The following is a 13996-nucleotide window of genomic DNA, read 5'->3' on the forward strand; positions in this document are numbered from 1 at the left end:
AAAGTCCTATTCACCGTGAATAGGACTTTAACTTTTAACAGAAAAATAATTCTAATATATACACAACACTGCAACAGATTACAGAAACTTTGAAAAGTCCTGCATTAAACCATGCTGCAATTATACCGATTATGAAAGCTATTATGCCTACAATTGGACTTTGTGTTGCTTGGAAAATTGCCGGAAAAGTCATTACTGAAAGTGTTACATATGGCACATAATATAGGAATGACTTTACAAACTGACTTTTGAACTGCTTTTGCACTAGTGTTAGTGGCAAAATTCTTATTGCTAAGGTAACTGTAGCCATTATGATAAGGTAAATATAAACATTATGACTCATCTTCTGCTACCTCCTTATCCTTTACAGGGAACAGAATTGCTGCTACTGTTGAGATAACAACAGTAAGAATGATAATTCTTGTACCCTCAGTTAAAGTTGAAACAAGTGGCAAATAAGCACAAGCTAGGCTTAGGGCAAAACTACACACTACAATGCCAAGTAGCTTTTTATTCTGTCTTGATGGTGGTACAACAATTGCAAGGAACATTCCGTAAAGTGCAACACTTAATGCACTGACTATCCTTAACGGCAACAGATTACCGGCTATCGTACCAAGAGCAGTACCTACTGCCCAACATGGCCCTGCAAATAAAATTGCACCATAAGTATAATATGGGTCAACAAACCCTTTTCTGGAAATTGTTATACCAAAAAGTTCATCTGTAATATAGAACCCTAACACAATTCTATGTATCAGCTTTGTACCCTCAGCCATTCTTTGACTTAAAGCACAACTCATTAACAGATACCTTGCATTTGCTACCAAAGTAACTATGAACATTTCAACATATGTTGCATTGGCTGCAATAACTGTAAAGCCTGAATATTCACCGGCTGAAGCATTGCAAAATAAACTTGCCAAGAAACTCTGGAAAGCAGAAAGCCCTGCATTCTTAGCAGCTATACCTAAAGAAAAAGAAACTGCCAAGTAACCTAAACCAATAGGAATACCGTCACGAAAGCCCTCAGCAAGAATCTTCCTCTTTGACTTTAAAAATTTTAACCTACCCATTTTAACACCCTATTTTAAAAATAAGAATTTTAATTTATTATCTAATTCTACATTATTACATTAAAATTTGCGTACCATATAATAATAACAAATATAGGGTGATTATTCAACAGAAATAAAAATAATTCTCAGTTATTTTATCTGTGTTGTAAATAGATATGACCCGTTTTAGGGTAAAAATAAAATATGATTTAATATTTCGCTTGTTTTACTGACTTTTTGATTATGAATTATCAGTTAATGGATTTCAATTCTAACTTTTCACTCAATAACTGCATTGGACTTTTGTATTCAAGTGTTCTCATTGTCTTGTTATTACTCCATTCTAAATGTCCTTTTAACTTTGTATTTAATTCTTCAATATTTTTGAATGTTTCCCAATCATAGAAATATCTTTGGTCGTTTCTATGACTTCTTTCTACCTTCCCATTGTGCCAAGGTGTTCGTGGTGGTATTAATTTATGATTTATACCTAATTTGTTCAATTCTATTTCAAAAGGACTTTTCACTTCACTGCTTTGATATTTATATGTGAACTCTCTTCCGTTATCTGTTTGAACCGTTTTTATTTTAAACGGAAATTCTTTTAATAACATTTTCAAGAATTTAGTTGAGTTTTCCGGTGTATGTTCTTCAAACCCATATACAAATCTCATTCTTGTACATTCATCTATTGCAGTCCATTGATAAAAATGCTTTCCGTCCCTTAAAGCCTTGCCTCTTAAGCAATTGTATGGCACTTCTTTTACATCTATCTGCACCTTTTCTCCAGGTATTAACAGCTCCGGATATCTTCTATGATTACGGCTCTTTTTCTTGGTCTTTTTATATTTTACTAAGCCCATTCTTTTTGCAGCATATATCATTCCTGAATAGCTTCTTGTATATCCTTTTCTCTTTAAATCACTGTATACTCCATCCCATCCATATCTTTCATAGCACTTTTAAAAGAATTTCTAATTTGTCTTTCTTCTCTTTTTGTGTGTCTGTTGGGATGACTATGTGGTCTGCGTGATTTAGGCAATAGCGATTGCCAGGTACCGTCATATTGTTTACACCATCTCTTTACGCTTGAAAGACTTACACCGTACACTCTACTTGCTTCGCTTTTCCTTTTCTTAGTGCGTATTTTACTATGGCTTGCTTTTTCTTTGCTTCTTGTGTTATTATATTCATGAGGAGTACTTCTTTCTTAGGTTAATGTTTTTGAGCGATTCCATTATACCATATTTTGAAGTTACTCCTCTTTTTTATTGGGTCATATCATTTTAGCACATACAAATAAAAATAATTCTCAGTTATTTTACAAGTTTTGAAATTTAATGAGGTAAGTCCCATTTATGGCATTGTACATTATAAAAGTAAATGATAAAATCATATTAGAATATATCTATACATAGGTGATTATTATGACAGTAGTAGATTGGATATTTATCATTACTCCTTGTGTTTTATTATTTCTAATTATTTTTATAAAATTTATAACACCAATAATTGAATCATTTTTGATTGTAATAAAATTTGTTAAAGATATAGTGAATATTATTAAGAGTAAAAAACAAGAATAAATAATATTTCACAAAGGCAAAGCACTAAACCATAAGTTTAGTGCTTTGTTTTATTCCTCAACAATCTCCCATCTGCCACCTACCGAACTTCCGTCAAGTGGTGCAGGGTTGTTTTTTGGATATAAATAATCTTCACCACTATCGTCTATGACTCTATAATAATCATTATCTTCAACTGTGGCATCATAAATTTTTCCATTAGTAAGTGAGTCAACACCAAAACTCTCACCTATGTATTTAAGTTTCATAAAATCACCTCTATTATCTATTTAAAAATAAAAATTGGACTCAATTAAACGAAGAATTGTCCTATCAGTGCCAACATATTTTTGAACATTTAATAAGTGTAAAGAAGCAATAGCAAAGCACTTTAATTCTGTTCCAAAAAATTTGATGTTAGAATCGACAAATCTCTCTTTAATGGTATTTATAAAATCATCGTTATTGAATTTATATCTTGTACCAAATATAATAGCATTAAGATTTAAGATTGGTATATTAGAATTTATACCTTCCATTAAGGCACTAACATTATTATCAACCATTTGGTCAATAAGCTTTTGTATTTCCAAGTTCATATTATTAGAATTCTTAATCATAAATATCTCCAATTTCATTACAACAATTTTGATTAAGTACTCTTACTGTACAATTTCTGTAACTTTAGTATTATTCTAATATTAAATTAAAATTTGTGCAATGCCAAAAATGGGACTTATCTCAAATAATTAAAAAATTTACAAAAGAAAAAGACCTAAGCTATTGCCTAGGTCAATTTTTGATGAGCGAAACAAATAAAAGTCGAACCTTTATCGGTTCGACTTTTAACGGCTTTGGCTGAGCTGGCGGGATTCGAACCCACGGGATGACGGAGTCAAAGTCCGTTGCCTTACCGCTTGGCGACAGCTCATTATCATTATAAAAAATAAAAACCGTATTTAGTAATTCAAATACGGTTTTTATATGGTGACCCATCGGAGATTCGAACTCCGGACACCTTGATTAAAAGTCAAGTGCTCTGCCAACTGAGCTAATGGATCGAATGGGGTGGATAGTCGGATTCGAACCGACGGTCTCCAGTGCCACAAACTGGCGCTTTAACCAACTAAGCTATACCCACCATAAATGAATGGCGCGCCAGAAGGGACTCGAACCCCTGACCTACTGCTTAGAAGGCAGTTGCTCTATCCAGCTGAGCTACTGGCGCATATCATTTAGAATGAACTATTTTAAGCTTTTACCTCGTTCATTCAGCCTCTATATTATATCCAATCATTATAGATTTGTCAACACTTTTTTTCAATTTTTTTAAAGTTTTTTTAATTTATTTTTTATATTCTAATATAGAATAATTATTCACTTTTTATAGTATAATTATTATAGTTGTTAATAAATTTATCATTGACAAATTTTCTTCCCTATGATATAATACTACTTGCAATTAAGAAATGCGGATGTAGTTTAGTGGTAGAACTTCAGCCTTCCAAGCTGATCGTGTGGGTTCGATTCCCATCATCCGCTCCATTAAGACAGTAACTTTGGTTACTGTCTTTTTTCTTTTGTTTTTAATGGTATTATTCAATCAGCTTATACTACAAATTGGGGTTTGTAGTGATGTTTAAATACTAAAAAGTGTATACTATGTCCTTTCTCTCTTGTATACCAAGTTATTGCACAATTAATAATATAACAATATTTTGTAGAATAAACAGTACCGATTTTTATATCATATTTTGGCTTACGGTTGTAGGGGCGAACAGTGTTCGCCCATTTAATAGTAAAATGTTTTATGTAACTTAGTCCTATGCAGAAACTAGAAATTATAACTTACCATATAGGGCTAAGTACCTATATAAAGGCTAGTTTGTAACGGGACATCAATGATGTCCCCTACACCTGTTAGCCACAATATAAAGATAGTATAAGGTATGATATTTTTGTAAATTTTTTTATGTTAAATGAAAAATAAACTTTTCTCTAACCACAATAAGTGATAAAAAGACAAATACACCTTAATCCATAATTAAAATTAAAAAGACAAACCCTAATTTATCATTCTCACCTTTACCAACAGACAAAATTGAAAAACCCAAATTTATTTAACTAATCTTAATCACAATCAAAACTGAAAAATAAATTCCTTATAATTATAAAACTGAAAAATTAAAAGTCTGAGCCTATTTCATTATCTTTTACATAAGGGTTTAGGTATCTGGATTTTTTATTTCTATTTTTATATTTAATAGCTTTTTCAGGGCATCTATGATAACATCCTAAACAAGAAACACAATTATTACCGAATTGAATTTTATTATTCACCATAGTGATATTATTAATAGGGCAAATATTTATACACTTTTTGCATTTAACACAATTATCACTAACTGAAAAGCTATTCCCTATTAAATGCCAATTTGACTTATTTTTATAATATGTATTTTCATAAGTTTTTGAATTTTTAGGGATTGACACTTTGTCTTGTTTTAACTCTGCAATAATTTTATTTATTTTCTTATGTGAGTTTTTGAGAACTAATTTACTGTATATGCTAGGTGGTGTAAAAGTTAAAGTATAATTTTCAGGCATTTTCAATTTATACACACCACAAATATTCTTATTATGTTCTTTAGCTAAATTATAAGTTAGAACATCAGCTCCACCGACCATACCACCATAATTTAGAACAACATAGATTTTTGACTTCTCATTTATATTAAGCAAAAAATCATATGTATGTACAGGTAACCCAAAGGAATATACAGGAGATACTATTATAATCCTATCATATTCACTGCCATTGCCTTTATAATTAGGTATATAGATTACATTTCCATTTAATTTACTTTGTATCTTCTTAGCTAAATACAAGCTATTTCCTGTTGATGAAAAATAAAAAATACCGTTCATAAAATACCTTCTTCCGGTTATACATAAGGGAGTACCATTTGGTACTCCCTATTTTTATGGATATTAAATTCTATTAGATATTCAATTACATTACTTCAAGTTTAATCTTATTATCCTCAGCAGTAACTGCAATACCTGAAAGTGAAGTATTACCGGCATCAATAATTTCTTCTGCGATTTTATCTTCAACTTCCTTACGAATAATATTTCTTAAATCTCTAGCACCTGACTTACCACCCTTAGCCTTTTCAGCTAATGCAGTACAAGCCTTATCGTCATACTTAAATGTAATGCCCTTTTCCTTTAGAGTAGGCACATATTCATCAAGTAGTAGTGCTGAAATCTTCTTAAAGTCGTTTTCGTCTAAATCTCTAAATACAAGAATTTCGTCAACTCTAGCTAAGAATTCAGGTCTTAAGAACTCTGAAAGTGCTTTCATTGCCTTTTCCTTATGAGCATCAGCCTGAGTTTTACCAAAGCCCAATGCATTTTCTCTCTTATCAGAACCGGCATTACTTGTCATAACGATAACTGTATTTTCAAAGTTAACTTCTCTACCGTGAGCATCTGTTACTTTACCTTCATCTAGAATCTGTAGAAGGATATTCATAACATCAGGATGAGCCTTTTCGATTTCATCAAACAGTAGTACAGAATATGGTCTTCTTCTAACCTTTTCTGTAACTTGTCCTGCTTCATCATAGCCAACATATCCCGGAGGTGAACCGATAATCTTTGACACACTATGCTTTTCCATAAATTCAGACATATCAAGTCTGATTAGAGTTTCAGGTGAGTCAAACAGTTCCTTAGAAAGAACCTTTACAAGTTCAGTTTTACCAACACCTGTAGGTCCAACAAAGATAAATGATGCAGGTCTTCTACGAGGTGAAATCTGTAGTCTTGAACGCTTAATAGCTGATGATAGAGCCTTTACAGCTTCTTCCTGACCGATAATCTTTTTGTTTAGCTTTTCTTCTAGGTCGTGAAGTTTTGCTAATTCATTTTCTCTGATTCTTGATGATGGAATACCTGTCCATAGTTCAATTACCTTAGCTAAATCTTCCTCTGTAACCTGAACATTAACTGCTTCAGGTTCAAGTTCTTTCATCTTTTCATCAATGTTAAGAAGTTGAGTTTTGATTTTTGCAATTTCTTCAAAGTTTACATCATCAGCAGAAGAAAGGTTGTCTCTCTTAATTGCTAATTCTTTCTTTTCTACAGATAGCTTATCATACTCTTCCATAGCCTTACTTCTTAAAGCACAACAAGCACAAGATTCATCAAGAAGGTCAATAGCCTTATCAGGTAAGAAACGGTCTGTAATGTATCTTTCTGAGAAGATAACTGCCTTTCTTACTATATCGTCGGATACTGCTACTCTGTGGTGAATTTCGTAATATGACTTAACACCTGTTAAAACATCAATTGTTTCTGCAATAGAAGGTTCGCCAACCTTTACAGGCTGAAATCTTCTTTCTAAAGCTGAGTCCTTTTCAATATACTTTCTATATTCGGTAAATGTTGTAGCACCGATAACTTGAATTTCGCCACGAGATAGAGCCGGTTTCAAGATATTTGCTGCATTCATTGTACCTTCACTGTCACCTGTACCAACAAGGCTATGTACTTCATCAATAAATAGGATAATGTTACCGGCTTCTTTTACTTCCTTGATTAAGCCCTTAATACGGCTTTCAAACTGACCTCTAAACTGAGTACCGGCTACAAGTGAAGTTAGGTCTAGTAGGTGAATTTCCTTATTTCTAAGTCTTAGAGGAACATTGCCCTCAACAATTCTACCGGCTAAACCTTCGGCAATTGCAGTTTTACCTACACCCGGTTCACCGATTAAACAAGGGTTGTTCTTTGTTCTACGAGAAAGAATCTGAATAATTCTTTCAATTTCTTTATCTCTGCCGATAACTCTGTCAACAAGACCATTCTTAGCTTTTTTAGTTAAGTCCTCACAGTACAAGTTAATAAACTTTCTGTTTTTCTTGGACTTATCCTTCTTGTCCTTTTTCTTATTATCAGAATTATCTCCGTTACTGTTAGGGTTGTTACCACTAAACATACTGTTGAAAAATGCAGGGAATGTTGGAGCACCTCCCGGTGTAAAGTCCTTGTCCCCATCTTCGTCATCGTCATTGTTGTCGCCATTTAGGTTTACAAGTTCACCTTGTAAAGCCTCAGGGTCAATACCCATAGACTCAACCATTGACTGTAAATCTCCATTTTCAACTAGGTTGTCCATTATAGATGTCATCTGATCCTGAACTGCCTCAAGGTCATCATCTGTAATGCCCATCTTATTTATTAAGTCCTCAACCGGCTTTATACCAAGTTCTTTGGCACAAGTAAGGCAATAGCCCTTTGACTGTCCATCAGCACTGTTTGATACAAAGACAACTGCAGGACGCTTATTACATTTAGAGCAAAGCATATTTTATTCTCCTTTCTTCTGGTTACTACCATTTGTTATTAAATCTAAAAATAATAGAAAATATTTAACCAAAGCAAATATCATTGTAGCAGCAGTAATACTTAGCAGAATTACTGAAAGGTAAGGTACTTCAATACCAAATACCTTTAACACTACAATAGTACATACAGAAATATAGAACAAAATTGTTCCAACCTTTCCGTACCATCTTGCTTGTGGAGGTTGAATATCATTTTTTATTAAAGCAATACCACCAATTAGCATAAGTAAATCTTTTATTATAAGGATAACCATAACAGTTATTACCTCCGGTGTCAAGATACAAATTCCAATACCTACTGCTAAAAGTGTAAGTTTATCAGCTACAGGATCAAGAATTTTGCCAAAATTAGACACTTGATTAAAGTGACGAGCAACAAACCCATCAACACAGTCAGTAAGACCGGAAATAATAATCATTACTGCTGCCCAAACATACTGTCCATTTAAGAATAATATCATAAATGGTGTAATAAGTAAAATTCTAAAAAATGAAAGTATATTAGGGATAGTTAAAATTTCATCAGATGAATCATTGTTTATCTCTTTCTTCTCTTCACTATTCATTTAAGCAATTCTCCTTAATTAAATACTGATAAAACTGATTTTAATGTATCAGCCAGGAAGTTGTGTTCATAAAAAATCTTAAAGATTTTGCTACTTTCTACTGCTAAATTAAAATCTTCATAGGAGATTTTACCTCCGGAAAATAGTGGAATAGCATATGTTACGATACCACTTAAAAAGTAAATTAAGATTAGTGCATTAAATATACCGACTACACCACCAACAATATGATTTACTGTTGAGATAACCGGTAAATTAAAGCCACGACAAATCATTCTTGAGATTTTACCGGTAATAAATCTTAAAATAATAAATAACAAAAATACAAGTAAAAAAGCAATCAGTGCAGTAACAATCGGACCTATTACACTTTCAATACCATTTGCTACATTTTGACTTTGGGTATGTACAGTAGAATCAATACCCTTATTAATATTACTACTGTTATATCCAAAGTAACCCAGAATTTTGTCAACAAACTCAGGTAAATCATTGGTAGCAGTTTCTACCTTTGAGGTTGTGGAAGAAACACTGCTTTCCATAGAGTTACTTACATTAGAAACAATCTTATCCTTAATAGCATTGTCGTAAATCAGCTTTGATAACCAAGAACCGATAAAATAAGCACCTGCTAAGGAAATTACAGAACTTAAAAGTCCTAGGATTGTCTTTGCAAAACCTCTACGGTAACAAACAATTACTGTTAAGATAAAGAGGATTGATACCCCAATATCTAACCATACTGTTAAGTTCATATTTCACCTACTTGTCTATACTAATATCACGAATTTCACTAATACCTAAAACATAGGCATCGTTAGAACTGTAAAGCAACAGAGCCTTTGCATCATTACCGGCATCAGCCTTAGATAGAACCTTGCTTTGGTCATCTAGAATATATGCTGTACCTGATGAAAGAATACCTACGTTGCCTTTATATGTGCTGATAGAGTCAACTCTATCAGTCCATTTCAGAGTTTTTTCAATTTCTCCTGTAGAATTAAAAATCAGAATGTCACAGTTTCTGCCGTCACCACTCTTTGATAATACTACTGAAAGAACATTTGTATCTGCATTAAAATCATATGTTGTAAGAGTTCTTGAGTTATAATCAGTAACCTTTGGTTTATCACTTGTTAAGTCAAGTGTATATACTGCATTATTAGCTACTGCACAAACCTTGTTTGAAGAAATATATCTTGTATCGTAAACCATAGAGTCGTTTAAGGTATATTCTCTAACCGGTTTTTTCTCTGTAAAGTTTAGCTGATAAATCTTGGTTTCTTCCCCACCGTCTTTTGAGGTGATACCTGTACAAACTGCACCGTCACCTGATGGGTTAATAGAAACACAAGTGATGTAATAATCAGAAAAATAATATTCATATAACTTTTGGTTTTCGTTATTATAAGCAGTTAACTGAGAAAGATAACCACTACCCTGAGTTACAACACAATAGTAACCGTTATCGTTTACATCAGCAGTAAAGATACCTTCCTTAGTTGTGCCTTTATGCTTAGTTTCTTTAGCGTCACTAACCATAAAGCCGTTACCACCTGCACCGTAAACAATTGAGTAGTTTCTTGTACCTCTTAGAATTGGGTCGCTGTAACTTAACTGACTGTTGATAATTCTACCGGCTGAGTCGCTAAGTTCAACATAAGAAGTATCACTTGCATAACTTACATGACCACCTATCATAGTAAAATTACCTTTACTGACAGTAGTACCTAAAGTATCTACAGGGAAATCTTCACCTTTATTTGAGCCAAGTACATTTACACTAACCCAAGTTGAAAAGTTGTCCCAAGTAAATTTACTTCTGTTGGCAATTAAGAATACACCGGCAAAAAGTACAATTATTATAACAAAAACTATAATAGTTTTCTTAAGAATTCTCTTGTTAAACTTTACAGTTTCTTCACTGTACTCCTCAATAGGTACATTCTCGTAACTGAGAATTTTTCTTTTCTTTCTCTTTTTATTTTGTTTTAGTTCTTTAGCTTCGATTTTTTCGGCTTTTTCTGCCTTTTTCTTTGAATCTTCTTTTATAATATTTTGTTCATCACTAGAAGTGACTTTTTCTCCATGTTTTCCCATAACTAATTTCCTTAATAATTAACCTGTTGAAGATATAGTCCCTGTGGTGGTGCAGTTATTCCTTTATGGTTTCTGCTTTTCTGAGCAAATAAATCAGGTATTCCGTCAGCAGGAATTTTGCCTTGTTGAATTTTCAGCAAAGTACCTACCATAATTCTAACCATATTATATAGGAAACCATCAGCCTCAACTGTCATCATCACCATATCTCCATCTCTTTTTACACTAAAATGAGTAATGGTTCTTTCCATATTGTCCATTTCACGACCATCATCTGTACAAAAAGAAGTAAAGTCGTGTTTACCTACAAAATCTTGAGCAGATTTGTTCAGTAATTCTTCATCAATCTTCCACCTATAATGAAGTGCATAGTCCCTTAAAAATGGGTTTCTGACAGGATTATTCCAGATTTTATACACATATCTTTTGCCTTTGCAATCATACCTTGCGTGAAAGTCAAGAGGCACTTCCTTACAATCAAGAACTGCAACTGACTGTGGCAAAAATCTATTTAATGCACCCTTTAATCTTTCAGGTGGAATTTTGTGTTCTGTTTTCATACTTAGGCAAAACATATTTGCATGAACACCACTGTCTGTTCTTGAACAAGCCTTTATGTCAGGTCTTTCGGAAATCACCTTAAAAAGTGCATCTTGAAAAACTTCTTGAACAGTTAAGGCATTCTTTTGAATTTGCCAACCATGAAAACAACTTCCGTCATATGTAATTGTAATTAGAAAATTTCTCATCTTACTACACTACCTAAGAAAATATTGCACACTACAATTACACCGATTAATAGTAAAAATGTAATGTAAGAAAAATAATCTCTCTTACTTAACTTCAATGAATTTAGCTTTGTTCTGCCATTGCCACCGTTGTAACAACGACATTCCATAGCCATTGCAAGGTCAAATGCTCTTCTAAAAGCTGACACAAACAGTGGGATAAATACCGGAATAAGAGCCTTTGCCCTTTTGATAATATTACCCTCATCCATATTTGCACCTCTGGACTTTTGAGCAAGCATAATCTTGTCAGTTTCTTCAAGTAATGTTGGTACAAACCTTAAAGCTATTGACATCATCATAGCAATTTCGTGAGTCTTTACATGAAGGACTTTTAGTGGTTTCATCAACATTTCAATACCGGCTGTTAAGTCGGTTGGTGAAGTTGTAAATGTAAGTGATGCTGAGGCAATAAGCAAACAAACAATTCTTGTAACAATAAATATAGAATTGTTTATACCACCTTCGGTAATAGAAAGTGGTCCTATAGTTAGGTAAGTTTTGCCTCCACCATAAAACAAGTTGAAAACCGAAGTGATAATAATAATCACAATCATCATTTTCATACTTTTTAAATACTGCTTAACAGGTACTCTTGAAAGTAACATAAAGGCAATTGCTAAAGCTATTGTAACACCTAAAGCATAAAAATTAAATGTACAAAATATCAGTACTATATAGCATACCAATAAAATTAACTTTGTTCTTGGATCAAGCTTATGAACAATACTTTTGCCCGGAATATACTGACCGAATACTACATCTCTCATACTTTGCCCTCCTTTTTAAGAAGAGTCATAATACTGTTAAATGCTTCTTCTACAGTTAAAATACCATCCGGCAAGTCAATGCCTTTTTTCTGTAACAGTTGAGTTATCTTTGTAATTTGTGGAACTCTAAGTCCCATTTTTTCAAGTCTTTCGCCTTGGGCAAAGACTTCTCTCTTTGGTGCAAGAATTTCAGCATTACCTTTGTTCATAACCAAAATTCTGTCTGCCACTCTTGCAATATCTTCCATTGAGTGAGATACAAGGATAACTGTGTTCTTTCTTTCCTTATGATAAGAGAGAATTTGATTAAGCAGTTTATCTCTGCCTTGAGGGTCAAGACCTGCTGTAGGTTCATCAAGAATAAGTACATCAGGGTCCATTGCAATTACACCTGCAATAGCTGCTCTACGCTTTTCACCACCTGATAAATCAAATGGTGACTTATCAAGAAGTTTATCCTTTAGTCCTGTAAATCTTGCTGACTCTCTAACTCGCTTATCAAGTTCATCACCTGTAAGTCCCATATTTGTTGGGCCAAAAGCAATATCTCTATATACAGTTTCTTCAAAAAGTTGGTATTCAGGATATTGAAAAACCATTCCAACCTGAAAACGAACTTCCCTAAGTTTCTTTTTATTTTCGTTAATATCTTTATCTCTCAAAAGGACTTTACCGTCTGTTGGTGTAATAAGTCCGTTGAGCATTTGTACAAGTGTACTCTTGCCACTGCCTGTATGACCGATAATACCTAGGAATTCACCTTCCATAATTTCGATATTAAGGTCATTAACTGCAACCTTTTCAAATGGTGTGTTGACACCGTAAGTCATTGTTAAATGGTCTGTACGAATAATACTACTCATTTTAGCACCTCCATAAGAACATCAACACAAGACTCTTCATCAAGTGGCAATTCTTTTATATTAACACCGGCTTTTTGTAATTCATAACAAATTTCTGTTGCCTGAGGTACATCAAGTGAATGTTCCTTGATTAAATCAACTTGAGAGAAAACTTCCTTTGGTGTACCCTCTGTTAAGATTTTACCGTCATCCATTACAATTACTCTGTCAGCCTTTACTGCTTCATCCATATAGTGAGTAATAAGGACAATAGTAATACCTCTTTCACGATTTAGCTTAGTGATAGTATCCATAACCTCTTGCCTACCTCTTGGGTCAAGCATTGCAGTAGGTTCATCAAGTACAATACAACTAGGTTCCATTGCTATAATACCGGCAATGGCTACTCTCTGCTTTTGACCACCACTAAGTTTATAAGGTGCATTCTTTCTATATTCATACATATCAACAGCTTTTAAGGCATTGTCAACTCTTTCACGAATTTCCTTTGGTGGAACACCTAAGTTCTCAGGGCCAAAGGCAACATCCTCTTCAACTACTGAAGCTACAAGTTGGTTGTCGGGATTTTGCAGTACAAGACCAACATTGCTTCTAATATCAAAACACTTATCTTCATCAGCAGTATCCATTTTGTCAACATACACTTTGCCACCACATGGCAAAAGTATTGCGTTAAAATGCTTTGCAAGTGTACTCTTTCCACTTCCGTTGTGACCAAGAACACATAGGAATTCTCCTTTTTTTACTTCCATATTTAGGTTCTTGATAACATCAACTTTGGTTAAATCATTTTCATCATTACTTTCATAATGATAGGACAAATTCTCCACTGAAATGAAATTCATCTCTTACCTCATTTCTCTTCTTCCTTT

16 protein-coding genes and 5 tRNA genes are annotated in these 13996 nt (G+C 33.4%); 2 read left to right on the forward strand and 19 right to left on the reverse strand.

What is annotated here, in order from left to right; translation table 11 throughout:
* Positions 1 to 34 precede the first annotated feature (34 nt).
* The 4 genes from E5Z56_RS01110 to E5Z56_RS01125 form a co-directional block, all read right to left on the reverse strand.
* A complete protein-coding gene (locus tag E5Z56_RS01110; protein ID WP_138156149.1) occupies positions 35 to 343 on the reverse strand; it encodes an AzlD domain-containing protein in 309 nt (102 codons plus the stop codon).
* Positions 333 to 1076 (reverse strand): AzlC family ABC transporter permease, encoded by a 744-nt coding sequence (locus tag E5Z56_RS01115; protein WP_138156150.1) that lies wholly within the window; start codon positions 1074 to 1076, stop codon positions 333 to 335. The genes E5Z56_RS01110 and E5Z56_RS01115 overlap by 11 nt, the downstream gene beginning before the upstream one ends.
* A gap of 233 nt (positions 1077 to 1309) precedes the next feature.
* Positions 1310 to 1942, reverse strand: a complete 633-nt coding sequence (locus E5Z56_RS01120) for a DDE-type integrase/transposase/recombinase (protein ID WP_138156151.1) — start codon at positions 1940 to 1942, stop codon at positions 1310 to 1312.
* Between the two features lie 32 nt (positions 1943 to 1974).
* Positions 1975 to 2205 carry a helix-turn-helix domain-containing protein gene (locus E5Z56_RS01125; RefSeq protein ID WP_138156152.1) on the reverse strand — a complete coding sequence of 77 codons (231 nt, stop codon included), beginning with the start codon at positions 2203 to 2205 and terminating at the stop codon, positions 1975 to 1977.
* Positions 2206 to 2485: 280 nt separating this feature from the next.
* On the opposite strand from E5Z56_RS01125, the gene E5Z56_RS11600 reads away from it, so the two are divergent.
* The gene (locus tag E5Z56_RS11600; protein WP_175405329.1) at positions 2486 to 2644 is read left to right on the forward strand and encodes a hypothetical protein; all 159 of its coding nucleotides are present in this window, start codon (positions 2486 to 2488) and stop codon (positions 2642 to 2644) included.
* A gap of 50 nt (positions 2645 to 2694) precedes the next feature.
* Here the strand turns inward: E5Z56_RS11600 and E5Z56_RS01130 are convergent, their stop codons facing one another.
* The 6 genes from E5Z56_RS01130 to E5Z56_RS01155 all read right to left on the reverse strand — a co-directional run bounded on the left by E5Z56_RS01130 (position 2695) and on the right by E5Z56_RS01155 (position 3851).
* Positions 2695 to 2892: a hypothetical protein gene (locus E5Z56_RS01130; RefSeq protein WP_138156153.1), complete on the reverse strand. Its 198-nt coding sequence runs from the start codon at positions 2890 to 2892 to the stop codon at positions 2695 to 2697.
* Between the two features lie 21 nt (positions 2893 to 2913).
* On the reverse strand, positions 2914 to 3243 hold the full coding sequence (locus E5Z56_RS01135) for a hypothetical protein (RefSeq protein WP_138156154.1): 330 nt from the start codon (positions 3241 to 3243) through the stop codon (positions 2914 to 2916).
* A gap of 235 nt (positions 3244 to 3478) precedes the next feature.
* A tRNA-Gln gene (locus E5Z56_RS01140) sits at positions 3479 to 3554 on the reverse strand.
* 54 nt (positions 3555 to 3608) lie between these two features.
* Positions 3609 to 3684, reverse strand: a tRNA-Lys gene (locus tag E5Z56_RS01145).
* Positions 3685 to 3687: 3 nt separating this feature from the next.
* Positions 3688 to 3764 (reverse strand) — tRNA-His (locus E5Z56_RS01150).
* Between the two features lie 10 nt (positions 3765 to 3774).
* A tRNA-Arg gene (locus E5Z56_RS01155) sits at positions 3775 to 3851 on the reverse strand.
* A gap of 243 nt (positions 3852 to 4094) precedes the next feature.
* Here E5Z56_RS01155 and E5Z56_RS01160 point away from each other — a divergent pair.
* Positions 4095 to 4168 (forward strand) — tRNA-Gly (locus E5Z56_RS01160).
* 639 nt (positions 4169 to 4807) lie between these two features.
* Here the strand turns inward: E5Z56_RS01160 and E5Z56_RS01165 are convergent.
* The 9 genes from E5Z56_RS01165 to E5Z56_RS01205 all read right to left on the reverse strand — a co-directional run bounded on the left by E5Z56_RS01165 (position 4808) and on the right by E5Z56_RS01205 (position 13969).
* On the reverse strand, positions 4808 to 5551 hold the full coding sequence (locus tag E5Z56_RS01165) for an EFR1 family ferrodoxin (RefSeq protein ID WP_138156155.1): 744 nt from the start codon (positions 5549 to 5551) through the stop codon (positions 4808 to 4810).
* A gap of 85 nt (positions 5552 to 5636) precedes the next feature.
* Positions 5637 to 7997: an ATP-dependent Clp protease ATP-binding subunit gene (locus tag E5Z56_RS01170; protein WP_138156156.1), complete on the reverse strand. Its 2361-nt coding sequence runs from the start codon at positions 7995 to 7997 to the stop codon at positions 5637 to 5639.
* 3 nt (positions 7998 to 8000) lie between these two features.
* Positions 8001 to 8603, reverse strand: coding sequence for a CDP-alcohol phosphatidyltransferase family protein (locus E5Z56_RS01175; RefSeq protein WP_138156157.1), 603 nt, complete (start codon positions 8601 to 8603; stop codon positions 8001 to 8003).
* A 14-nt stretch (positions 8604 to 8617) separates the two neighbouring features.
* Entirely contained in the window at positions 8618 to 9358 is a 741-nt protein-coding gene (locus E5Z56_RS01180) for a CvpA family protein (RefSeq protein ID WP_138156158.1), read from the reverse strand.
* A 7-nt stretch (positions 9359 to 9365) separates the two neighbouring features.
* Positions 9366 to 10703, reverse strand: coding sequence for a DUF5711 family protein (locus tag E5Z56_RS01185; protein ID WP_138156159.1), 1338 nt, complete (start codon positions 10701 to 10703; stop codon positions 9366 to 9368).
* 11 nt (positions 10704 to 10714) lie between these two features.
* Positions 10715 to 11452, reverse strand: a complete 738-nt coding sequence (gene truA, locus E5Z56_RS01190; protein WP_138156160.1) for a tRNA pseudouridine(38-40) synthase TruA — start codon at positions 11450 to 11452, stop codon at positions 10715 to 10717.
* Positions 11449 to 12261 carry an energy-coupling factor transporter transmembrane component T family protein gene (locus E5Z56_RS01195; RefSeq protein ID WP_138156161.1) on the reverse strand — a complete coding sequence of 271 codons (813 nt, stop codon included), beginning with the start codon at positions 12259 to 12261 and terminating at the stop codon, positions 11449 to 11451. The genes truA and E5Z56_RS01195 overlap by 4 nt, the downstream gene beginning before the upstream one ends.
* Positions 12258 to 13124 carry an energy-coupling factor transporter ATPase gene (locus tag E5Z56_RS01200; protein ID WP_138156162.1) on the reverse strand — a complete coding sequence of 289 codons (867 nt, stop codon included), beginning with the start codon at positions 13122 to 13124 and terminating at the stop codon, positions 12258 to 12260. Before E5Z56_RS01200 ends, E5Z56_RS01195 begins: the two co-directional genes overlap by 4 nt.
* Entirely contained in the window at positions 13121 to 13969 is an 849-nt protein-coding gene (locus tag E5Z56_RS01205) for an energy-coupling factor transporter ATPase (protein ID WP_138156163.1), read from the reverse strand. The genes E5Z56_RS01200 and E5Z56_RS01205 overlap by 4 nt, the downstream gene beginning before the upstream one ends.
* Positions 13970 to 13996: the final 27 nt, after the last annotated feature.

The sequence above is a fragment of the Ruminococcus bovis genome, from assembly GCF_005601135.1.
GTDB lineage: Bacteria > Bacillota > Clostridia > Oscillospirales > Acutalibacteraceae > Ruminococcoides > Ruminococcoides bovis.